At 69.0% G+C, this 22,646-nt stretch carries 20 protein-coding genes; 15 read left to right on the forward strand and 5 right to left on the reverse strand.

Going from position 1 to position 22,646, the window contains the following annotated elements:
* Window position 1 precedes the first annotated feature (1 nt).
* Window positions 2-934: a lysophospholipid acyltransferase family protein gene (locus ACFXNW_RS11635; protein WP_379418108.1), complete on the forward strand. Its 933-nt coding sequence runs from the start codon at window positions 2-4 to the stop codon at window positions 932-934.
* Between the two features lie 72 nt (window positions 935-1,006).
* On the opposite strand, the gene ACFXNW_RS11640 is transcribed toward ACFXNW_RS11635, so the two are convergent.
* Entirely contained in the window at window positions 1,007-1,387 is a 381-nt protein-coding gene (locus ACFXNW_RS11640) for a hypothetical protein (protein ID WP_379417603.1), read from the reverse strand.
* Between the two features lie 240 nt (window positions 1,388-1,627).
* Between ACFXNW_RS11640 and ACFXNW_RS11645 the strand changes: the two genes are divergently transcribed.
* The 9 genes from ACFXNW_RS11645 to ACFXNW_RS11685 all read left to right on the forward strand — a co-directional run bounded on the left by ACFXNW_RS11645 (window position 1,628) and on the right by ACFXNW_RS11685 (window position 12,082).
* The gene (locus ACFXNW_RS11645) at window positions 1,628-2,854 is read left to right on the forward strand and encodes a cysteine desulfurase family protein (protein WP_379417604.1); all 1,227 of its coding nucleotides are present in this window, start codon (window positions 1,628-1,630) and stop codon (window positions 2,852-2,854) included.
* Complete coding sequence (gene mnmA / locus ACFXNW_RS11650) at window positions 2,854-3,957, forward strand: tRNA 2-thiouridine(34) synthase MnmA (RefSeq protein ID WP_379417605.1); 1,104 nt, start codon at window positions 2,854-2,856, stop codon at window positions 3,955-3,957. Before ACFXNW_RS11645 ends, mnmA begins: the two co-directional genes overlap by 1 nt.
* A 79-nt stretch (window positions 3,958-4,036) precedes the next feature.
* Window positions 4,037-5,104, forward strand: a complete 1,068-nt coding sequence (locus ACFXNW_RS11655; RefSeq protein ID WP_379417606.1) for a methionine synthase — start codon at window positions 4,037-4,039, stop codon at window positions 5,102-5,104.
* Between the two features lie 207 nt (window positions 5,105-5,311).
* Window positions 5,312-7,360 carry an NAD-dependent DNA ligase LigA gene (ligA, locus tag ACFXNW_RS11660; protein WP_379418109.1) on the forward strand — a complete coding sequence of 683 codons (2,049 nt, stop codon included), beginning with the start codon at window positions 5,312-5,314 and terminating at the stop codon, window positions 7,358-7,360.
* Window positions 7,361-7,453: 93 nt separating this feature from the next.
* Window positions 7,454-8,260 carry an MFS transporter gene (locus tag ACFXNW_RS11665; RefSeq protein ID WP_379417607.1) on the forward strand — a complete coding sequence of 269 codons (807 nt, stop codon included), beginning with the start codon at window positions 7,454-7,456 and terminating at the stop codon, window positions 8,258-8,260.
* Between the two features lie 103 nt (window positions 8,261-8,363).
* Window positions 8,364-9,842 carry an FAD-dependent oxidoreductase gene (locus tag ACFXNW_RS11670; RefSeq protein WP_379417608.1) on the forward strand — a complete coding sequence of 493 codons (1,479 nt, stop codon included), beginning with the start codon at window positions 8,364-8,366 and terminating at the stop codon, window positions 9,840-9,842.
* 65 nt (window positions 9,843-9,907) lie between these two features.
* A complete protein-coding gene (locus ACFXNW_RS11675) occupies window positions 9,908-11,152 on the forward strand; it encodes an ATP/GTP-binding protein (RefSeq protein WP_379417609.1) in 1,245 nt (414 codons plus the stop codon).
* A gap of 37 nt (window positions 11,153-11,189) precedes the next feature.
* Window positions 11,190-11,537 (forward strand): hypothetical protein, encoded by a 348-nt coding sequence (locus ACFXNW_RS11680; protein ID WP_379417610.1) that lies wholly within the window; start codon window positions 11,190-11,192, stop codon window positions 11,535-11,537.
* Between the two features lie 38 nt (window positions 11,538-11,575).
* The gene (locus tag ACFXNW_RS11685; protein ID WP_379417611.1) at window positions 11,576-12,082 is read left to right on the forward strand and encodes a GNAT family N-acetyltransferase; all 507 of its coding nucleotides are present in this window, start codon (window positions 11,576-11,578) and stop codon (window positions 12,080-12,082) included.
* A 14-nt stretch (window positions 12,083-12,096) separates the two neighbouring features.
* Here ACFXNW_RS11685 and ACFXNW_RS11690 read toward each other — a convergent pair whose 3' ends face one another.
* Complete coding sequence (locus tag ACFXNW_RS11690) at window positions 12,097-12,747, reverse strand: amino acid-binding protein (protein ID WP_379417612.1); 651 nt, start codon at window positions 12,745-12,747, stop codon at window positions 12,097-12,099.
* A 431-nt stretch (window positions 12,748-13,178) separates the two neighbouring features.
* On the opposite strand from ACFXNW_RS11690, the gene gatC reads away from it, so the two are divergent.
* Both gatC and gatA read left to right on the forward strand, forming a co-directional pair.
* Window positions 13,179-13,478: an Asp-tRNA(Asn)/Glu-tRNA(Gln) amidotransferase subunit GatC gene (gatC, locus tag ACFXNW_RS11695; protein WP_379417613.1), complete on the forward strand. Its 300-nt coding sequence runs from the start codon at window positions 13,179-13,181 to the stop codon at window positions 13,476-13,478.
* Window positions 13,475-14,947: an Asp-tRNA(Asn)/Glu-tRNA(Gln) amidotransferase subunit GatA gene (gene gatA, locus ACFXNW_RS11700; RefSeq protein ID WP_379417614.1), complete on the forward strand. Its 1,473-nt coding sequence runs from the start codon at window positions 13,475-13,477 to the stop codon at window positions 14,945-14,947. Before gatC ends, gatA begins: the two co-directional genes overlap by 4 nt.
* A gap of 113 nt (window positions 14,948-15,060) precedes the next feature.
* On the opposite strand, the gene ACFXNW_RS11705 is transcribed toward gatA, so the two are convergent.
* The 3 genes from ACFXNW_RS11705 to ACFXNW_RS11715 all read right to left on the reverse strand — a co-directional run bounded on the left by ACFXNW_RS11705 (window position 15,061) and on the right by ACFXNW_RS11715 (window position 18,078).
* The gene (locus ACFXNW_RS11705; RefSeq protein WP_379417615.1) at window positions 15,061-15,495 is read right to left on the reverse strand and encodes an SRPBCC family protein; all 435 of its coding nucleotides are present in this window, start codon (window positions 15,493-15,495) and stop codon (window positions 15,061-15,063) included.
* Window positions 15,496-15,547: 52 nt separating this feature from the next.
* Complete coding sequence (locus ACFXNW_RS11710; RefSeq protein ID WP_379417616.1) at window positions 15,548-17,206, reverse strand: alpha/beta-hydrolase family protein; 1,659 nt, start codon at window positions 17,204-17,206, stop codon at window positions 15,548-15,550.
* 80 nt (window positions 17,207-17,286) lie between these two features.
* Window positions 17,287-18,078, reverse strand: coding sequence for a hypothetical protein (locus tag ACFXNW_RS11715; protein ID WP_379417617.1), 792 nt, complete (start codon window positions 18,076-18,078; stop codon window positions 17,287-17,289).
* A 167-nt stretch (window positions 18,079-18,245) separates the two neighbouring features.
* Between ACFXNW_RS11715 and ACFXNW_RS11720 the strand changes: the two genes are divergently transcribed.
* The 3 genes from ACFXNW_RS11720 (at window position 18,246) to ACFXNW_RS11730 (ending at window position 22,575) form a co-directional block, all read left to right on the forward strand.
* Complete coding sequence (locus ACFXNW_RS11720; protein WP_379417618.1) at window positions 18,246-19,502, forward strand: sensor histidine kinase; 1,257 nt, start codon at window positions 18,246-18,248, stop codon at window positions 19,500-19,502.
* A 95-nt stretch (window positions 19,503-19,597) separates the two neighbouring features.
* A complete protein-coding gene (locus ACFXNW_RS11725; RefSeq protein WP_379417619.1) occupies window positions 19,598-20,263 on the forward strand; it encodes a response regulator in 666 nt (221 codons plus the stop codon).
* A gap of 143 nt (window positions 20,264-20,406) precedes the next feature.
* Window positions 20,407-22,575, forward strand: a complete 2,169-nt coding sequence (locus ACFXNW_RS11730) for a serine/threonine-protein kinase (protein ID WP_379417620.1) — start codon at window positions 20,407-20,409, stop codon at window positions 22,573-22,575.
* Window positions 22,576-22,646 lie beyond the last annotated feature (71 nt).

Here is a 22,646-nt window from a genome sequence, read left to right on the forward strand (position 1 = left end):
GATGGTGTTCGACGCGCCGCCCGCCGCGCCCACGCATTCCTGGATGCCGATCAGCCCGTGCAGTACGGGGTGTGTCCAACCGGCCGACGCCGCGGGCATGGCCCGAGTAGTCGGCCGCGGGCTGCGCCTTGCCGGACTGCTGGCCAGCTATCCGGCCGCGCATGTGCTCACCCCGGCCGGTCGCCGGGAGCGCTTGCAGCGTGAGTACGCGCGTGGAGTACTGCGCAGCTGCGGCATCGAGCTTCGCGTGATCGATAACCGTGGCGACGGGGCCGAGGTGGCCGGGCGCGATGCGCGCTTGGGCGCACCCGGTGCCGGTGTGCTGGTCGTGGCCGGGCATATCGGCTGGTCCGACGTGGTGGTGCTGGCCGCGGTCCAGCCGCTGAGCTTCGTCGCGCGGGCCGATCTGATCGACTGGCCGATGCTCGGTGGGCTGGCCAGGCTGATGCGGATCATCCCCATCGAACGCGAGCGGTTGCGGGCGCTGCCCGGCGTGGTCGCGCAGATCGCCGAACGCCTCGCCGCCGGTGAACGAGTCGCGGCCTTTCCGGAGGGCACCACCTGGTGTGGACGTGCTTACGGCAAGCTGCGTCCCGCACTGTTCCAGGCGGCCGTCGACACCGGCACACCGGTACAGCCGATCCGTTTGCGTTACCTCGACGCGCACGGCGAACGCTGCACCGCACCGGGTTTCGTCGGTGACGACACCTTCGCCACCTCCGCCCGGCGGGTGCTGCGCTCGCGCGGCATCATCGCCGAGATCGTGCTCGAGCCGGTCCAGGACCCGGGCACAGACCGCCGCGACTTGGCCCGCCGCTGCGAGGAACTGATGCGCACACCTGACCTAACCGATGGTGCCCGCGCCGCCCTCACTGCGGCGACGATGCACCTGGCCGATGCGGTCGCCCGGTCGGCGCAGCCGGAAAAGGTGTAGACAGCAGACCTACCGTTCCTCCGATGGAAGGCCGCGCGCCGCGGTAGCTGAACCGCGCCTGGTCCGAACGGCTCAGAAAGCGCTGCCGGTCGAAGGCATCGGGAAGTAGCCGCGACCGTGGTGGCCGCGGTCCCAGTCGTGCCTGCCGTGGCGGCCACGATCCCAGTCGTTGCCGTGGCGCCCGCGGTTCCAGTCGCCGTGGCCACCACGGTTCCAGTCGCCATGACCGCCGCGGTTCCAGTCGCCGTGACGGCCGTGGCCGTGGCCGTGGCCGTGCCGTCCATGACCGGGCCGATTGACGGTGTCGAGTCCGTCGGCGGGCTCGAGGACAACGGGTGCGGCGAAGGCGGGCACCGCGAGCGCGGTGACAGGCGCGAGGGCAAGGGCAGAAGCGATGGCGACCCGGGTCAGCGTGCGTCGGGTTCGGCCGTGCTGGTGAGTGTTTCGGCTCATCGGAGTTACCTCATTCGATACTGTCGCCGCACCGGAGCGGTCCGGCGTCCTGATCACCTGGAGCCGGTCGGCAGCGGCGATCATCTGTCGCCGTTGAATGTACCGCTAAACAACGGCGCATTCAATAGGTATATGATTGAGTCGAAAGTTCGCGGGCCGTGCAGTGGGCCAACTCACCGGTAGACGGTGGTGAGCGGCCGGGAATAACCGCGTTCCGGTGACGGCTATCCTTTACTGGTCATGAAGTCGGCTTTCCCGGGCCCGGTCAACGGTGCGCCCAAGACGGTCTACCTCGATCACGCGGCGACCACTCCGATGTTGCCTGCCGCCATCGAGGCGATGACGGCTGCCCTGAGGCTGGTCGGCAACGCCTCCTCGCTGCACGGCTCCGGTCGCGCGGCGCGGCGCCGGGTGGAAGAAGCCCGCGAATCCATCGCTGCCGATCTGGGCGCGCGCCCGTCGGAGGTGATCTTCACCGGCGGTGGTACCGAAAGCGACAACCTCGCCGTCAAGGGCATCTACTGGGCGCGCCGCGACGCCGACCCGCGCTGCACCCGCGTCATCGCGAGCGCGGTCGAGCATCACGCCGTGGTCGATGCCGTCGAATGGCTGGAACAGCATGAGGGCGCCCGGGTGACGTGGCTGCCCGTCGACGCAGAGGGCGTGGTTTCGGTCGATGCACTGCGCGCGGAGCTGGCCGAGCATGCCGACGAGGTCGCGCTGGTGAGCGTCATGTGGGCCAACAACGAGGTCGGCACCATTCAGCCGATCAGCGAACTTGCCGCGGTGGCAGAGGAATTCGGTGTTCCCATGCACAGCGATGCGGTGCAGGCCGCCGGGCAGTTGCCGATCGACTTCGGCGCCAGTGGGTTGTCGGCGGCGAGCTTCGCCGGGCACAAGGTCGGTGGCCCGCATGGGATCGGCGTATTGCTGCTGGGCAGGCAGGTGCCGTGCGTGCCGCTGCTACACGGTGGCGGTCACGAGCGCGACCTGCGCTCGGGCACTGTCGATGTGGCGGGCACTGTCGGGCTGGCCGCCGCGATGCACGAAGCCGTCGGTGAACTGCCCACGCGCACCGTCGAACTCACCCACTTGCGCGATGAATTGATCGCGGGCGTCCAGGATCTGGTACCCGACGCTGTGCTGAACGGCCCGCACGACGAGCGCAGGCTGTCGGCCAACGCGCACTTCACTTTCTCCGGCTGCGAGGGTGATTCGCTGTTGATGCTGCTGGACGCCGCGGGCATCGAATGCTCGACCGGCTCGGCATGTAACGCGGGTGTCGCCTCACCGAGCCATGTATTGATCGCGATGGGCGTCGAGCCGTGGCAGGCGCGCGGCTCCTTGCGTTTTTCGTTGGGGCACACCACCACCGGCGCGGATGTCGGCGCGCTGCTGGAGGTGCTGCCACAGGTGGTCGAACGAGCCAGGGCCGCAGGTCTGGCCGGCGCGAAGGGAGGTGTCTGATGCGGGTACTCGCCGCGATGAGCGGTGGTGTGGATTCGGCGGTGGCCGCGGCGCGCGCCGTCGAGGCCGGACACGAGGTGGTCGGAGTCCATCTCGCACTGTCGGCGACGCCGGGCACCCTGCGCACCGGATCACGAGGTTGCTGTTCGAAGGAGGACGCGGGCGATGCCCGGCGCGCCGCCGACGTACTCGGCATCCCGTTCTATGTCTGGGATTTCGCCGACCGCTTCAAGGAAGACGTCATCGACGATTTCGTCGCGGCCTATGCGGCGGGGGAGACCCCCAACCCGTGCCTGCGCTGTAACGAGAAGATCAAGTTCTCCGCGCTGGCCGATCGCGCTGTCGCGCTCGGTTTCGACGCCGTGGTCACCGGCCATTACGCCCGCCTGTCCGACGGTGTGCTGCGCCGTGCCGTCGACGCGGACAAGGATCAGTCCTATGTGCTGGCCGTGCTGACCGCCGAGCAGCTTTCGCGCGCTATGTTCCCGGTCGGGGACACGCCGAAGCCGCAGATTCGCGAAGAAGCCGCCGAGCGCGGTCTCGCCGTGGCGAACAAGCCCGACAGCCACGACATCTGCTTCATCCCCTCCGGTGACACGCGCGCTTTCCTCGGCGCCAAGATCGGTATCCGGCCGGGTGCGGTCGTAGACGCCGACGGCACCGAACTCGCCACCCATGACGGCGTACACGGTTTCACCATCGGACAGCGCAAGGGTCTGGGATTGCCCGGCCCCGCTGCCGACGGCAAGCCGCGCTACGTCACCGATATCGACCCCGATTCCGGCACCGTCCGGGTGGGTTCGGCCGACGAGCTGCAGGTCTGGACGATCGAGGCGGAACGCGCGATCTGGACCTCGGGTGCGGCACCGGTCGGCCCGATCGACTGCGTGGTGCAGGTGCGCGCGCACGGTGGCACCGCACCGGCGGTCGCGGAGGCCGCGGGTTCGGGGCTGACGGTGCAGCTGCGTGAGCCGCTGACCGGTGTGGCTCGCGGCCAGGCCGTAGTGCTGTATATGCCCGATGACGCAGCCGGCGATCAGGTGATCGGCAGCGGAACGATCTCGGCCACCGCACGTACGGCGCCGTCCGGCGTGCCTCGGTGAGCCGTATTGTCGCCACGCGGCGGGCCGTCGGGATGCCGCCGAGCAAACATGTCGCGAAGACCGGCTCGTCCCTGACCGCATGCGACGTTTGCGGCGCATGGTGACCGGCGCAGCGGCGGACCGGCGCCTGCCGTCCGGCGTCGCCACGGCGATCGGATCCTGGCCCGGCACGGACCCGCGCGAAGCCGCGGCGATCGCGGTCGGTGAACTGCCCGGGCTGCCGCACCTGGTCGAACTTCCCGCACGAGGTGTCGGCGCGGACATGATCGGGCGGGCGTCGGCGCTGCTGGTCGACCTGCGCTTCGACACCACCCCGCGCGGGTACCGGCTGGCCGATCGGCCGGGCGCGGTCTCGCGGCGAGCCAGCGACCTGCTGCGCACTGATATCGACGCGCTCGACGAGGCGTGGGAGACGGCAGGTCTGCAGGGGTCGGGACGCGTGGTGAAGGTGCAGGCCGTCGGCCCGCTGACCCTCGCCGCCGAGGTCGAACTGCGGGCCGGGCATCGGGCGCTCACCGATCCGGGAGCCTTGCGCGATCTGTCCGATTCGCTCGCCGAAGGCTTGATCCAGCACGTGGCCGAGGTGGGTAAACGCCTCGATGCGGAGGTCGTGCTGCAATTGGACGAACCCGATCTCACCGCGGTGCTGGACGGATCGCTGCGCGGGGCCAGCGTGCTGAACACCGTACGTGCGCTGCCCGAACCCGAAGCGCTCGCCGTGGTCGACGCGGTAATCGCAGCGCAGGACGTTCCGGTGCTGATCCACACCTGCGCCGCACCTCCCGCCCTGAACTTCCTGCGCCGATCCACCGCGGCTGCTGTCGGATTCGATACGGCGGTCATCGGGACGGCCGAACTCGACGCGATCGGCGAGATCCTCGACAGCGGTAAGCAGGTAGTCCTCGGCTTGGTGCCGACCACGGCCCCGGCAACCCTGGTCACCTGGCGCGATATCGCCGAACCCGGCGTACGGCTCATCGACCGGCTCGGCTTCCCCCGGCGCACGCTCGCCGAACAGATCGCGGTATCACCCGCATGCGGGCTGGCCACAGCCCCGGTCGCGTGGTCCAGGCGCGCGCTGAAACTCGCCGCCGAGGTCGCGACCGCCTATGCCGATGAACCGGAATCGCTCACGTTCGAGGGGTAGGTGCACCACCGCGCCCACTCGGGGCCGGCAGTGCGTGGACGTGCGGGAACGTGCCGGGAATTGTCGGTGGGCTCGACTAATGTTCGAGTCGTGAGTGACACCGCAAGCCCCGCCACGTCAGCGTCCGAGGAGACGGTTCCCGCGGCCGAGGCCGCCGCATCTGCCGCCGAGTCCGCGAACTCACAGCAGCGGCACGAGTGGCAGCAGCTGGCCGACGAGGTACGCGAGCATCAGTTCCGCTACTACGTACGCGACTCGCCCATCATCTCGGACGGGGAGTTCGACACGCTGTTCCAGCGCCTGCTGGCCATGGAGGAGGCGCATCCGGACCTGCGCACCCCGGATTCGCCCACCCAGCTGGTCGGCGGCGGTTTCGCCACCGATTTCACCGCGGTCGACCATCTCGAGCGAATGTTGTCGCTGGATAACGCCTTCGACTTCGACGAGCTGCGTGCCTGGGCCGCGCGGGTGGAGGCCGAAACCGGTCCGGGCCTGCACTACCTGTGCGAGGTGAAGATCGACGGTGTCGCGCTGAACCTCGTTTACGAAAAGGGCAAGCTGGTGCGCGGCGCCACCCGCGGCGACGGTCGCACCGGTGAGGTCGTCACCCTCAATGCCCGCACCATCAACGACATCCCGGGCGAGCTCACCCCGCACCCGGATCATCCGATCCCGGATCTGCTCGAGGTGCGCGGCGAGGTGTATTTCCGGCTGGAGGATTTCGAAACCCTCAATGCCTCGATCGTCGCCGAAGGTAAACCGCCGTACGCGAATCCGCGCAACACCGCGGCCGGCTCGCTACGGCAGAAGGATCCCTCGGTCACCTCGCGGCGCCGGTTGCGGATGATCTGTCACGGCTTCGGCCGCATCGAGGGCTATACGCCCACCTCGCAGCACGAGGCCTACCTTGCGCTGGCCGCGTGGGGCCTTCCGGTGTCCACGCATACCAAGCTGGTGCAGGGCGTCGATGCGGTGCTGGAGCGGGTGGCCTACTGGGGCGAGCATCGCCACGATATCGAGCACGAAATCGACGGTCTGGTCGTCAAGGTCGACGAAATGGCGCTGCAGCGCCGCCTCGGGTCCACCTCGCGCGCACCGCGCTGGGCGATCGCGTACAAGTACCCGCCCGAAGAGGCGACGACGAAGCTGCTCAATATCGAGGTCAATGTCGGGCGCACCGGCCGCGTCACCCCGTTCGCGGTGATGGAACCGATCTCCATCGCCGGCTCCACCGTCGCGATGGCCACCCTGCACAATGCCTCGGAGGTGCAGCGCAAGGGTGTGCTGATCGGCGATACGGTCACCATCCGCAAGGCGGGCGATGTGATCCCCGAGGTGCTCGGCCCGGTCGTCGACGCCCGCACCGGCGACGAACGCGAGTTCGTCATGCCCACCCACTGTCCCGAATGCGGCACCGAACTCGCGCCCGAAAAGGAGGGCGACGCCGACATTCGTTGTCCGAACCAGCAATACTGCGCCGCGCAGCTGCGTGAGCGGGTGTTCCATATGGCCGGACGTGGCGCCTTCGACATCGAGGCGCTCGGCTACGAAGCGGCCGTCGATCTGCTCAAATCGGGTGCCATCACCGACGAGGGCGATCTATTCGACCTCACCGAGGAGCGCCTGCTCACCACCTCGCTGTTCGTCAACAAGAACGGCACCCTGTCCACCAACGGCCGCAGGCTGCTCGACAATCTCGCCGCCGCGAAGGACCGGCCGCTATGGCGGGTGCTCGTCGGGCTGTCCATCCGCCACGTCGGCCCCACCGCCGCCCGCGCGCTCGCCGCCGAGTTCGGCAGTCTGGAGCGCATCAGCGAGGCGTCGGGGGAGGAGCTGGCGGCGACCGACGGCGTCGGGCCGACCATCGCTGTCGCTGTCGCCCAATGGTTCACCGTCGACTGGCATCGCGCCATCGTCGACAAATGGCGTGCCGCGGGTGTGCGCATGGAGGACGAACGCGACGAGTCCATCGAGCGCAATCTCGAAGGTCTGTCCATCGTCGTCACCGGCTCGCTCGAGGGCTTTTCACGCGACGGTGCCAAGGAAGCGATCCTCGTCCGCGGCGGCAAGGCCGCGGGTTCGGTGTCGAAGAAGACGGCCTTCGTCGTGATCGGCGATTCGCCGGGTTCCAAGGCCGCCAAGGCCGAGGAACTCGGCGTGCCCATCCTCGACGAAGACGGTTTCCGCACCCTGCTGGCAGAGGGCCCCGACGCGGTCCGGCCGGTACCGGCCGAACTCGAGACTCCCGCCGAATAACGCGGGGTTGGGGGGACGACTCGGTCGGCGAACACAGCTGTCCGGTTCGGCTGACGTACGGGCCGAACAGTTGTCACCGGACTTCTACCGGTTGTGGGGCGCGTTCACCGTCAGCCAGATAGGCAGCGCGCTCGGCGCTGGCGCGCTGCCGATGGTGGCGATTCTGCAGCTGCGGGCCTCCGACCTGCAGGTATCGCTGCTGGCGGCCATGGCGGGCCTCGCGGCCGCATTCGCAGTATCACCACTGCCGAGCCGGATCCGCCCCAGGAACGTCCCGAACGCCAGTGGGTCACCGAGATCCGCAGCGGTTGGGCCTACATCTTCGCCCACCCCGCGCTGCATCGGCTGTTCTGGAACGCCATGGTCTTCGGCGGCTCCATCATGCTCACCACGCCGTTGCTCGCGCTGCTCATGCTGCGTGAACTCGGGTTCGTGCCATGGCAGTACGGTCTGTCGCTCGGCGTGCCGTGCCTGGGCGGGCTGATCGGTTCGCTGTGCGCACCCCGGCTCGTCACCGCAATCGGCGAGCGTGCGGTGCTGCTCGGATTCGGAGCGCTACGCACTTGCTGGCTCGTACCCTTGCTGGTCGCGGGCCCGAATCTGTTGGGCCTGACCATCATCATCGCCACCGAAACCCTGCTGCTGTTCTGCGCGGGCATCTTCAACCCGGTGTTCACCACGTTCCGCATGAACAACACCGCCGACGATCACATGGCCCGCGTCGGTACCGCCTGGTCCATCAGCTCTAAATGTGCGCAGCCGCTGTTCATCGCCTTCGGCGGGGTCCTGGCGGCGGCAACGAGTCTCCGTTTCGCCATCGGATTCGCCGCCGTCACCGTTATCGTCAGCTCGCTGCTGCTTCCGTGGAGCCATCTCGACCACTCCAGAGCCGACCGCTGACCGCGTGCGTCCCGCTCACCGGGCAGCGGTCGCCACCGCGGGAGTCTGCGGCCCTACTGTGACCCGCGCCACTCACATCCAGTGTCGAGCACAGGAGAACCGGATGAGCGCACGCGTACCCGTCACACCGATCGACGCCGCCGATATCGCGGCCTACGACTACGAAACCGATGTCCTGGTCGTCGGTTACGGCTGTGCGGGGGCAGCCGCCGCACTCGACGCCGAGGCCGCGGGTGCCCAGGTGATCCTGCTCGAACGGCAGAGCGGTGGTGGCGGATCATCGGCGCTGTCGGGCGGCGAGATGTACCTCGGCGGCAGCACACCCATTCAGCAGGCGTGTGGATTCGACGACACCGCCGAGGATATGGAGAAGTTCCTGCTCGCCGCACTCGGGCCCGACGCCGACCGGGAGAAGGTGGGCCGCTACAGCCGCGACAGTGTCGCGCACTACGAGTGGCTGGTCGGCCATGGTGTGCCGTTCAAGCCGTCGCTGTGGGATTCGCCGACCTGGGTGCCGCCCACCGATGACGGCCTGATGTGGATGGGGGAGAACGCCTATCCGTTCCACGAGATCGCTACACCGGCGCCGCGCGGCCACCGCGTCACCTCCGATGGGTTCGGCGGCAAGGTGCTCATGGCGGTGCTGAGTGAAGCCGTCGCGAAGACGGGCATCGACGTGCACACCGACACCGGCGCGCTGCGCCTGATCGTCGACGGCAACCGGGTGGTCGGGGTCGTGGCCCGGCATTTCCAGCAGACCGTCACCTATCGTGCGCGCCGCGGCGTCGTCCTCACCACCGGCGGCTTCGCCGACAACGCCGAGATGCTCGCCCAGCACGCACCGCAGCTGGTGGGGCTCGGCGTCAACAGCGACGGCGGCGACGACGGCCGCGGCATCGTCATCGCGCAGGCGGTCGGTGCGGCGGTCAAGCACATGTCCGCGGGTCAGGTCGGCATTTCGCTGGTGCCGGGCATGATGGTGCGCGGAATGATCGTCAACGATGTCGGGCAGCGGTTCATCAACGAGGACGTCTACCCGGGCCTGGTCGGACAGGCCGCCCTGTTCAAGCACAACCTGCGGGTGTGGGTGATTCTCGACGAGCAGGCCTACGAGGAGGTGCCCGTCGACGAACGCTGGGGCGTACAACCGCATTTCGTCGCCGAGACGCTCCAGGAACTCGAGCGCGAGATCGGCATGCCCGAAGGCGCGTTGCAGAACACCGTCGGCGAGTACAACCGTTTCGCCGAGCGCGCCGAGGACCCCTACTTCCACAAGTCGGCCCGCTGGCTGCGGCCGTTGCGCCCACCGTTCGCCGCGATCGATGTCCGCCGCGGTATGGCCCCGCCCGAGTACGGCGACGGCGGGACCAGTGGCGGCGGCGCCGAGGTATTCACCATCGGCGGCCTGCGGACCAGCGTCGACGGCCACGTCCTCGACCTCGACGGCGAACAGATTCCTGGACTCTTCGCGGCCGGCCGCGCGACCTCAGGGCTGCATTCCTGGGGCTATATCAGCGGGACCTCCCTCGGAGACGGCACCTTCTTCGGTCGCCGCGCCGGTGCCGCTGCCGCTGGCGGGTAGCGCACAGCACAGCTCACCCGGAGCCGGTGTCGCGGGAACGGAGCGGAGCGGGAAGGATTACCCGCATGCTGCGGAGTTTTCAGGTCACCAATCACCGATCGCTGGCCGAACGGCAGGAGTTGCGGTTGACCCGGGGCGCCGGGCCGGTGGCGGTGCCGGTGACGGCGGTACACGGTCCCGCGGCGTCAGGGAAGACGAGCCTGATCGACGCGCTGGGGCAGATGCGGGATGCGGTCTTGCATTCGGTGACCGGCTGGGATCCGTATGCGGGGCCGGTGCGTTCGCCGCATCTGGGGTTCGTGGAGCGGCCGACGGAGTTCGTGGCATCGTTCGTGGCCGAGGGCTGCCCGTACACCTACGGGTTCCAGCTCGACAATGCCGACGTCGTCGCGGAATGGCTGTACGCGCATCCACGTTCGCGCAAGCGGATCGTGTTCGAGCGGGCCGGTGAGCAGATCAAGATCGGGCCGATGTTCGAGGCGGCCCGCTACGGGATCACGGCGCTGGCGCCGCTGGTGCGACCGAACTCGCTGCTGCTGAGCCTGGCGGGGCAGATGTACGCCGAGGCGCTTGTACCCGCCTATCGCTGGTTCGAATCGATGCTCGAGGTGCAGCGCGGACCTGCCGAGGCCGAGCGGGTCGAGCATCTGGTGGGCGGGCATATCTCCCGTTCGGCCGAGAACGCTGCCCGTCTGCTGATGCTGCTGCGGACCGCCGAACTCGGCATCACCGATCTGCTGATCGCCGAGAACGATCCCCTCTACGCCGACTACCTGCGCGAACTGGACGCCGATATCGCCGGGCTCACCGAGCAGGCCGAACGCGCGGTGTCCTCACCCGCGTATGCGGAGGCGCTGCTCAGCGATAACGGCGTCACGCCGGTGCTGCTCGACCGCGAGCTGACCAACATGAAGAATGCCCGCGATGCCCTCTACGAGCGGATGGTGGCCCGGCGCGGGGTCGGGCTGCGGCTGGTGCACGAAGGGATCGACAATCCGTTCCACATCGGCGACGAATCCACCGCCACCCTCACGCTGCTGCGGCTGCTGCCGACGATGCTAGACGCGCTCGACGCGGGCAAGGTGCTCGCCGTCGACGATATCGGGGCGCAGCTGCCCGCCGAGGAAACCGATCGGCTCATTCAACTGTTCCAGAATCCGGAAACCAACGCCCGTGGCGCGCAGCTGATCTTCACCACCAACAACCGCACCCTGATCGATCGCGGCAACGGCCGTTCGCACCGGACCCGCACCTCGGTGTGGCAGCTGCGCCGCACCGAGCACGGCACCAGCGAACTCGCGCAGCGCTGAGCGCGGCCACGGAGGCGACCCGCACTAGCATGGGGTAATGCTGGAATTCGCGATGCTGGTGATCATGATCGGCGCCCTTGCCGGGATGATCGCGCTGTATATGCGCGGCCGACGCGGAGTCCGGTTGTCCGAACCCGAGGTGGGCACGCTGTATGTCACCGGGGTGAGTCCGCGTCCGGATGATCTGACCGGTGAGCAGTACGTGACCATCACCGGCAATCTGACCGGGCCGATGGTCGAGGGCGCCGTGGTCTACGGCCGTTTTGCCTGGGATGTGAACAACTGGCCCGCCATCGGCGACACCTTCACCGTCGCGTACCCACCGGGCAAGCCGGACAAATGGCAGCTCTTCAGCCCGGGTGCGACGGACGCTCCCGGCGCCTGACCCGGCGCGGGTCCCTCCTGCGATGGCAGGATGCGGGCATGGGTGTGAACGCGGAGCTGGTCGTCCGGGACGTGCGAGCGGCCGAGTACGAGACGGTGACCGAGCTGACCGTCGAGGTGTACGTCGGTGAGGGCTACGTCCCCGCGGATAACCCGTACGTCCACGAACTCGCCGATACCGTGCACCGCGCCGAGTCGGCGCAGGTGCTGGTGGCGGTGCACGAGGACCGGGTGGTCGGCTCGTTGACAGTGGCCCGCGCCGATATGCCGTACGCGGAGATCGCGCGCCCCGGCGAGCTGGAGTTCCGGATGCTGGCGGTCGCCAAGCGTGCCCGTGGGCTCGGTGTCGGGACGACGCTCGTCCGGACGGTGATCGATATGGCCGTAGCCGAGGGTCTCGGCGCGGTGGTGTTGACCACAATGGCGCCGATGGTCGACGCGCGCCGCATCTACGACCGGTTCGGTTTCGTCGCGGTGCCGGAACGGGATTGGCACACCGACGACGGACAACGCCTCACCGTGCTGAGGCTGGCACTCGATTCCTGACCGGTCGTGCCTGGTCAGCCGAGGACGGTCGCGACGATCCCCGCCAGGTAGCCGAGGCGCGCGACCTCGGACGGGCGGAAGTCGGGTCCGCCAGGGCGCCCCAGCAGCAGCACCTTGCTGGAATCGCCGAGCGGTGCCGCCGCGAGTTTGGTGTCCATATCGCGCCAGATCTCGGGCACCCACTCGGCCTCGGGATCGAGCACGGTCGGTTTGTTCAAGGGCATCCACGGCACCGAAGAGGCCTGCGTTTCCGGCGCGCTCTGGCTGCCGACCACCCGATAGGCGCCCTGCGGTCCGAGGTCGAGCACGGTGCTCCAGCCGACGCGCAGCACCCTTGGCGCGCCGTCGACCAGCACCTGTAATCGGTCATCGCGTGCGCCGGCGACCTGGTCGATCAACTCCAGCTCGCGATGGGTGTCGAGGACACCGGAATAGGGCCGGATCGAATCGACGACCACATCACCGATCGATTCGGCGGCGGTGATCAAGGTGTCGGGCAACGCCCCTGGCGACACCTCGACAACGAGATCGTCGACCGCGAAGCCTGCCCCGCGTTCCACGACATCCAACGAGAGGATGTCGGCGCCCACGGAGCCGAGTGCGAGTGCAAGTGCACCGAGGCTTCCCGGGCGATCCGGAAGTTGCACGCGGAGCAGGTAAGACACGTGCTGTCCTTTCCTTGGCGGCCGAGCCTGGCGAACGTATACCCGGTCTGGCAATCCTTACACCCTCGGGCGACGGTTATCGAGTCGAAAGTCGGCGGGATCGGCTCGGTTCGCGGGCATTTCGGGTGATGGCGGCATGTCTATCGAGTGGATAACATCTGGCGCGCAGATGAACTGATCATGAACAAGGCTGCGCTGTGACCGCTCTGCGCATAGTCGCGGTCAGGCGTCGTATGGAGTATCGAACGGCGCGGACGGGCACGGCGTTCGGCGACATCCGTCGGCTGCTCCCGCTCCCAGCCGGCTATCTCCTGGGCCCGGTCAGCAGTGCCAACGCTGATCGCTAGGCTAGGTGCGCTTGCGTATAGCGTAGTTGTCTTCGCTGTAGGCAACCTCTGCCGTCCACGCGCAACTTTCGAAAGGGGTCCGCGGTGCCCGCCATCTCCCGCGACGAGGTCGCACACCTCGCCCGGCTGTCCAGGCTCGCCCTGACCGAGGGCGAACTGGATCAGTTCGCCGGTCAGCTGGATTCGATCCTCAGCCACGTGCGGACCATCTCCGAGGTCGCGGCCGCGGACGTCCCCGCCACCGCCTCGCCGAACCCGGCGACCAATGTCACCAGACCCGACGTCGTGGTGCCCGGCCTCACCCCAGGTGAGGCGCTCTCGGGCGCACCGGCGGAGGAAGAGCAGCGGTTCGTGGTTCCGCAGATTCTGGGGGAGGCGGAATGACCGAATTGACTGCGCTGTCAGCGGCGAAGCTGGCAGACAAGATCCACGCGCGCGAGGTCACCTCCACCCAGGTCACCCAGGCGCATCTGGACCGCATCGCCGAGGTCGACGGCGAATACAACGCATTCCTGCACGTCGCCGGTGAGCAGGCGCTGGCCGCCGCCGCGGCCGTGGACGCCGCACTGGACGCCGGGCAGGCACCTGCCTCGCCGCTGGCGGGAGTTCCGTTGGCGCTCAAGGACGTGTTCACCACGACCGATATGCCGACCACCTGCGCGTCCAAGATCCTCGAGGGCTGGGTCGCGCCCTACGACGCGACGCTGACCACGCGGCTGCGCGAGGCGGGCATCCCGATTCTCGGCAAGACCAATATGGACGAGTTCGCGATGGGTTCGTCCACCGAGAACTCCGCGTACGGCCCGACCAAGAACCCGTGGGACACCAGCCGCATCCCCGGCGGTTCCGGCGGTGGTTCGGCGGCGGCGCTCGCGTCCAACCAGGCGCCGCTGGCGATCGGCACCGACACCGGCGGTTCGATCCGCCAGCCCGCCGCGGTGACGGCGACCGTCGGCACCAAGCCGACCTACGGCACGGTCTCGCGATTCGGCCTCGTCGCATGCGCGTCGTCGCTGGATCAGGGCGGACCGTGTGGCCGCACGGTGCTCGACACCGCGCTGCTGCACGAGGTGATCGCGGGCCACGATCCGCGCGACTCGACCTCCCGCGATGTGCCCGTCCCCCCGGTGGTCGCCGCGGCGCGCGCCGGTGCGAGCGGTGACCTGCGCGGGGTGAAGATCGGTGTGGTCAAGGAACTGCATTCCGACAGCTACCAGCCCGGTGTGCTCGAGTCGTTCGATGCTGCCGTCGCGGTGCTGAAGGAACTGGGCGCCGAGGTGGTCGAGGTGTCGTGCCCGCACTTCGAGTACGCGCTGGCCTCCTACTACCTGGTCATGCCGAGCGAGGTGTCGTCGAACCTGGCGCGCTTCGACGCCATGCGTTACGGCCTGCGTGTCGATGACGACGGCGCGCACAGTGCCGAGCAGGTGATGGCGGCGACCCGTGCCGCGGGATTCGGTCCCGAGGTCAAGCGCCGCATCATGATCGGCACCTATGCGCTGTCGGCCGGCTACTACGACGAGTACTACGGCCAGGCGCTCAAGGTCCGCACGCTCATCGCCCGCGACTTCGATGCCGCCTACGAGCAGGTCGACGTCCTGGTGTCGCCGACAAGCCCGTTCACCCCGTGGAAGCTGGGCGAGAAGGTCGACGATCCGCTGGCCATGTACCTGTCGGACCTGTGCACCCTGCCCACCAACCTGGCCGGTCATCCCGCTATGTCGGTGCCGTCGGGGCTGAGCAAGGACGACGGTATGCCGGTCGGCTTGCAGATCATGGCGCCCGCGCTGGCCGACGATCGGCTGTACCGGGTCGGAGCGGCCTACGAGGCGGCGCGGGGGCCGATCGCCTGAGTGCGCGCCACCCGCGCCGGCCGCCTCTGAAGCGGCCGGTGCGGGATCAGCCGGCCTGGCAGTCGCCTCGGGGCAGATGACCGACCGGGTCGGCGACCGGTTCGCACCTGCCGTCAGGCTGCGTGCAAGCTCTCGGCTTGTCGCGCGACACCATCGGTCATCCCGGTGAATCCACGCCGCAATGCCTTGCCGAGCGCGAGTTCGACAACGGGCTTCAGCCAACCGCCGAGTTCGAAATGGGACTCGTAGCGGGTGCGGTCCGGACCGAGTGCGGTGACGGTGTGGGTGCGCCTGCTGTGCAGCGCGCCGAACGGCACCGGCTTCATCGAATAGCTGAACTCCTCGCCGGGAGTGTGGCTGCGGATGAATTCGCGCTGGCGCCGTGGTTTCGACCCGGTCAGGTGCACCACCATGTCGATCGGCGCGTCGACCTCGAGGGTGGATCGGCATTCGCTCACGAACGGATTCCACTCTCCGTACCGTTCGAATCCGGTGATCACACCCCACACGACGTCGGCGGGTGCGGCTATTTCGACTGTTCCGTCCACGACAAACACACCCAAAACTAGAACCTGTTTCACTGTGGGTCAACCCCTGAGGTCAGCAGTCGGGCAGGGCAGTGCCCTGGTCCGCGCCGTAGCGGTGACCGTGTCCGGGTGGCGCGTCCAGGGCGCCGAGCAGATCGGCGGTCGCCTGCACGAAGCCGACGACGGGCAGCCAGCGGGGGATCGGGGCGTCGGCCCGCGCGCCGCGCAGATCCGGCGCGCGCCACAGCAGCGACGGCGACCAATGCACCACGGGATCGGAGGTATTGGCCAGCACGGTCGCACCGGCGCGGTGGACCTCGCCCGCGGGCGGTCCGGCCCACAGCACCGAACAGGTCCGACGGTCCTGGTCGGCGTCGTCGGTGAAGATGGCGCTGCCACCGAGGGCGCCGAGACTCTGCCCGTAGACATGCAGCTTCGGCCTCACCTCGAGGGTGGCGATGCGCTGCTCGACGGCGGTGAACAGGGCGCGTGCCGAGGCGACGGCGGCCTCACGACCGAAGACGAACGTCACCCAGCTCGGTGCGTAGGAGTACTGCAGACCGACCAGCGCGACGTCGCCGCCGAAGCGTTGGTCGAGCCCGCGGATCGCGTTGCCGTCGATCCAGCCCGAACCGGTGGGCACCGCGATCACGACGTGCGAACGCTGCAACCCGCCGGACCGCTCCAGCTCCTGAACGGCAAGGGCGACCCGGGTTTCCAGATCGGGCGCCGATGCCAGCCCGACATAGACACGCACCGGCCCTCGCGGTGCGCCGGAGACGAAACGTCTGCCCTCCGCACCCAGGGAGGGCCAGCTCACCGCCGAATCCTCGCTTCCCGATCGCGTCGCGGAGACCGGCCGCACCACCGAGGGGTCTATAACGGCATTGGCGGTGGCGTAGGCGCCGCGTCGCCAGTCGACGGCAGAGGGCACACCGACGAAACCCAGCACCGCCGCCACCACCACGCCGGCCGCGATGGCGCGCGTTCGTCCGAGAGCTCGCACCACCCAGCCGATCCCACGTGCAACGCCGTAGAGCACTCCGGCGATCACCACTGCCCCGATCCCGCACCGCAGCCAGTAGCCCGGCCCGATGGGCGCCGTGCCCATCGCTGCGCGCAGTGTGTTCTGCCAGTGGCCTGCGTGAACAGCAGCGCCCACCATCAGCAGTGCCGTCACTGCGAGCACGGGCGCGCGCCAATTCGGGCGGTTCCATCCGATCCCGCACCGTCGCACGACAAACCGCGCCACCCCGGCGATTGCGAGCATCGCCGCCACCAGCAGCCCTGTCAGCACCGCCTGCGCCATCGGCGTGCGCGGCAACAGGCCGGGGGCCAGTGACATCAGCACGCCGATGCCGATCGCAACCGTCGTACCGGCCTGTGGGGCGAGGACCGATTCCCTGAGCCGTCCGGCCAGGACCCGCGCACGTTGAGAGCGATCGCGACGGTGCCTGCCTGCATCTGGGCGGGAGTGTCGGGTTCGGGCGGACGGCCTACCCAGCAGCACAAGGGAGTTCTGATGCACGACAGCGTCATTCGAGTCGCGCATCGGCCCCTCGGCGAGCGCGTGCTCGCGCCACTCGTCGGGATCGCGAAGACGGACGCCGACGTCGGTAGGTGCGTGACCGGGCATCCGCATGGTGGGAGCGGGCTTCTGCCGGGTCGCCGGGCAAGCCATCAGGGCGGGGTGGTCGGTATCTCGACCGTTGATGGTCGTGGGATCGCTCATGGTGTGCAACCTCGCTATGCCGGAGGGGGTGTCAAGAGGTGGGGCCGGCGCTGGTGGCCTGGCGCGTCGACAGCACGTCGTCAGGTCGCCGGTACGGCGGTGGCCGACCACCGCGGCTGACCAGCCGGCCGGACGCGTGCGGGCCCGCGACGCCCACGGGTGACGACGACCGCACCGGTGAGTACCGTCACCGCGACCGCGGTCCCACCGATCAACCACGGGCGCACAGCTGAATCCGCCACCCCCGCACCGAGAAACGACTCGGTGACCGGTACCCCGTAGTCCTGGCGGCGGGAATTCAGGTCGACGACGGTGTCGGCGACGGCCGCCATGAGGTGGCACCGGCCGCGGTCGAACGAGTCGGTGCGCGCGTCGCAGGCCAGGCTCATCCGGTCGCCGAGGGTCCGGTCGAGTGCCTGACGGGCCCACGGGCCGAGCGGGGCGCCCTGCCGATCCGCATAGCGCAGCAGGTCGTAGCCGAGATCATGTGCCTTGCAAGCGGTGTCGAACTCGGCGGGCAGCGGTACCGGCGACGAGCAGTCACCGTGCGGGTTGACCAGCAGACCGTCGACGACAGCCGGGCGGTAGCCCATCACGTCGGTGAAATCGCCCGGCACAGCCGCGGCGGAACCGGGCTCGCCGGAGGTCAGCGCGGCCACCGCATCGGCGGCCGAGGTGTTTTCGGGGGCAGGCGCGAGAACGGCTGCCTGGGTAGCGGGTGCCAGCATGACGGTCGCCGCCATGGTCGTCAACGCGGCGGCGGTCAAGGCGGCGACGCGGCCTGTGCGCGGCCGGGTGGCTTCGCCCGGATGGGCGTGGTCGCCCGGCATCGACAGGCGGAAACCGCGACGGGCGCTGGTCGGTGTGCTCATGATCATCGACGCTAGGAATGGGCGGTCTACCCGGGCGTCCCGCCGCGGAGCGGTTCGGGTCCCGTGCCGGCGGGGGAGCGCCGCCAAGCCCTGCCACCGGGGTAGGGGGTCGGAATTCACCCGGGAGTATGAGGCCGGTCGGGGCCGGAGTTCCTAGTGTCGTAGCTATGACGGACCAGACTGTCGCGACGACCGACCTCAGCACCCCCGCCGCGAGGCGCAGAGCATGGCTGCGGCAGCTGAACGGGCGGATGTGGTTCGACCTGTTCACGGTGTTCTCGGCGCTGGTGCTGTTCACGGTGGCCTGGCCGACGCTGCACCTCACTCATGACGTACCCGGCGCGGTCGAGCCGTTCCTCGCCGCGCTCGCGGCCTTCCCAGTGTTGCTGGTCCGGATCAACCCTTCCCTCGGCTGGGCGATCTCGGCGGGTTCGGCGCTGGTGATCGCGCTGGCCATCCCGCATCAGCCAGGCAACGACATCCCGTTCCAGGTCGTGCACATCATCGCCCTACACGTGCTGTTGTTCGCGGTGGCATTGCGCGCCTCGGTGCCGATGATCGCGGTGGTGTGGGGCGCGACCTCGCTGCTGCTCGGCACCACCATGGCAGGCGATGGGGGCTTCGCCGAGTCGTTGTGGGCGTGGCCGGTGTCCTTCGGTGCGATCGTGCTGTTCGCGCTGCTGATCCGGTGGCTGGTGCAGTCGCGCAAACTGCTGACCCAGCAGGAGGAGGCCAACGAGCTGGAACGCGCCCGGCGCGCGATCCTGGAGGAGAAGGCTCGTATCGCGCGTGACCTGCACGATGTGGTGGCCCACCATATGTCGCTGGTGGTGGTCCAGGCCCAGACCGCGCCGTACCGGGTCGAGGGCGTCACGCCTGCCGCGCGCGAGGAGTTCGAATCGATCGGCGCCACGGCCCGCGAGGCCCTCAACGAAATCCGCGGGATGCTCGGGGTGTTGCGCAGTGACGGCCAGCTGCCCGAGCACGCACCGCAGCCCACCGCCGCCGATGTCGAGGCCCTGTTCATCGGTGCGAGCCGTGCCGGTGTCACGATCGACTGGAATATCGACGGCCTGCTGTCGGCGGTCTCGGACGCCACCGGCCTCGCGCTGTACCGGATCGTGCAGGAATCGCTGTCCAACGCATCCAGGCACGCACCCGGCGCACCCGTCCACGTCCAGATCACGGTCGCGGCCGACGTGGAGATCGTGGTCACCAACGATCCCAGCGCCACCCCGGCGCGTCCGGTCGGCAACGGCGGGCACGGCATCACCGGAATGCGCGCAAGGGCGCTGGCCGCCAGTGGGGAACTGACCGCAGGTCCGCGCGCCGATGGCGGCTTCGAGGTGCGTGCCCGGCTGCCACTGGTCGCGGGCGGGGCGCTCGGTGCGGTGGAGTTGGGCGGCATCCCCGCGGCCGGTTGATCTCGACGCGTGTTCGGTGGAAGGCGAGTCGAGATCCCCACAGGTGACACCGGCTCGCGCGTGGGAATCCCGCGTGCGGGAATTAGGGTGGGCGCGTGGCTATAACGGTTCTGATCGCCGACGACCAGGCGATGGTGCGCCAGGGGTTCGGCGCCCTGCTCGCCGCGCAACCCGATATCAGTGTGATCGGTGACGCGCCCGACGGGAAGGTCGCGGTGGCGGAGGCCAAGCGGCTGCGGCCCGACGTGGTGCTGATGGATGTGCGCATGCCCGAGATGAACGGTCTCGACGCGGCTCGCGCGATTCTCGCAGCCGGGTTCGATCCGCCGGTGCGGGTGCTGATGCTGACCACCTTCGATATCGACGACTACGTCTACGAGGCGCTGAGCATCGGCGCCAGCGGATTCCTGCTCAAGGACGCGCCCGCGGAGGAGCTGGTCCGCGCGGTGCGGGTGGTGGCCGATGGTCAGGCCCTACTCGCGCCGACGGTCACCCGCCGCCTCATCGCCGATGTCACCAGCAGGCGCGCCGTCTCCCGTGCCAAACCCGCACCCGCGCTGGCGGGGCTGACCCCGCGTGAGCGCGAGGTGCTCGAGCTGATCGCCAAGGGCATGTCCAATACCGAGATCGCCGGGGCCCTCTTCGTCGCCGAGCAGACGGTGAAGACGCACGTATCGAAGGTGTTCGCCAAACTCGATCTGCGTGACCGGGCACAGGCGGTGGTGCTTGCCTATGAATCGGGACTGGTCACCCCCGGCTGATCCGATCGGGCCCGGAGGCGGTTGCGAACCATCACCACGCAGGGCCAGGATCAGCCGCGATCGGGCCCCGCTGATCCACGGGAATTATCCGCCCCGGTGCCCGGTAGGCTCACGGAACCGTCTGTCACCGGAAGGGGGTCGCGTTGCTCAACAGCGGTGACGTTTTCGCCGGGTTCACCATCGAGCGACTGCTCGGCCAGGGGGGTATGGGATCGGTCTATCTGGCCCGTCATCCCCGGCTGGACAAGCAGACCGCGCTCAAACTGCTGAACCGGGATCTGTTCGCCGACGCGTCGGTGCGCGCGCGTTTCGAACGTGAGGCCGACTTGGCCGCGCAGCTGGACCACCCGAGCATCGTCGCCGTCTACGACCGCGGCACCGAGGCCGACCAGCAGTGGATCAGCATGCAGTACATCGACGGCGCCGACGCGTCATCGGTGAATGCACTGACCCTGCCGCCCGAGCGTGCGGTGCAGATCATCGAAGGGGTGGCCGAGGCGCTGGACTACGCGCACGGCATCGGCGTACTGCACCGAGATGTGAAGCCCGCCAACATCTTGCTGGCGCGCTCCGCGGCCGGGCACGGTGAACGGGTGTTCCTCACCGATTTCGGTCTGGCCCGGTTGCGTGCGGAAACCACTCAGCTCACCCAGCAGGGCATGTTCACCGCGACCCTCGCCTTCGCCTCGCCGGAGCAGATGACCGGCTCCGCGCTCGACCATCGGTCCGACCAGTATTCGCTGGCGTGCACGCTGTACTGGCTGCTCACGGGCATGGCGCCGTTCGACTCGCCGAACCCGGCCGACATCATCCACGGCAATCTGCAATTGGCGGCCCCACCGCTCGCGGTCAAACGAACCGGGCTGCCGCCTGCCCTGGACGCGGTGCTGTCGGTCGCCATGGCCAAACATCCCGCCCAACGCTTCACCACCTGCGCCGAATTCGCCGCCGCCGCGCGCCACGCGCTGGGCAATCCGGGGTATCAGCCGGTGCCGGCCCGCGGCGCGCCACCGGCGGGCTACGGTACGCCCGCTGCCCCCGTATTCCCGGCTGCCCCTCCGGCCGGGGCGGTACCCGTCGGTGCGCCGATGCCGCAGTATCCGCAGGCTGTACCGCCGGGGCATCCCGCCCGGCCGGTTGTTCCCCCGGCTGTGCCGCCGAGCGCCGGATCCGATGGCGGACCAACCGGGAACGATCCCGCTGGTGCAGGGGCAAGTCCCGGCGGCGGTGCAGGCGGTGCGACCGGCTCCGAGGTGGGTGAGTATCCCACCGCCGTGACCGCGCACGCGGGTGCCGAGGGTGGGTCGTCGATTCTCATCAAAGATGAACCGGCACCAGCAGTTCCGGCTGGTACCGCTGGTACTGCCGGCGGTGCCCATGGCGTCGATGAGGCCGCCGACCATCCGATTACCGAGACAGAGCACACCGGTCAGGGTGGGTCTTCGCTGCGCATCACAGGCGAGCCGGCGCAGGTGGGCCCCGCAGGTGGCGCACCGGCCGGGAATGCGGCCGCCCTCGGTAGGCAACCGATGGCCCCGCAGTCCGGGCATCCCCAGCCCGCAGCCAACGGCGGACCGGGCTACGGCGGTCCGCCCCTGTACCCGCCGAACCAAGGTTTTGCGCAACGCTTCCCGGTGAAGCGTGGCGCAAGCCCGGTGTTGATCGCGATCCTCGCGGTCGCCGGGCTACTCGTGGTCCTGCTGGTGCTCGCCGTCGTGGTGATCGTGGGCGGCGACGACGACGAAGGCGGCGAATCGGATTCGGCCGTATCGACCTTCACCCCGGCGAAAGACATCACCCCGCAGGAAGATCCGGTGGAGCGCAGCAGGCGGATCTTCCCGAGCCTGCTGCCGCAGGGCACCGCCGACAGTGGCCAGGGCTACCAGGGCGCGATGTGCACGGCCTACGAGCCCGACGATCAGGTGCGGATCGAGGACGAGGCCCTGTCGTCGCGGCCCTGGCAGACGGTGTGGGAATGCCGTCGGCGGACCGAATCCGATGCGCATATGAGCTACACGATCGTGGTGTACGACAACGCCGACGACGCGCGTGCCGTGCTCGGCGAGCTCCCGCCCAGTTCCCGCAGCACCGGTGCGAAAAGCGGCGCGCCGTATACCGCCTACCACTGGATCGAGCCCGAACCGCCAGGTCCGCTCGTCACCACGCACCTGGTCGTCGGCTTCGGTGGCGGTGACCCCATCCGCGCGAACGCCCTGCTCACCGTGGGCTACGCGGGTCCGATCGCCGACGAGTTCGGCAGCCTGTCCGGCGAGAACGCGGTCATGCAATGGTGGGCCGACGCGCCGCTGTAAGCGCGCCGGTGAGATCCCCAGCCCCTCCACACACCAGCCCGTCGAAACGGGTGCCGCACAGGAGCCGGCCC

This window comes from Nocardia sp. NPDC059180, assembly GCF_042754945.1.
Taxonomy (GTDB): domain Bacteria; phylum Actinomycetota; class Actinomycetes; order Mycobacteriales; family Mycobacteriaceae; genus Nocardia.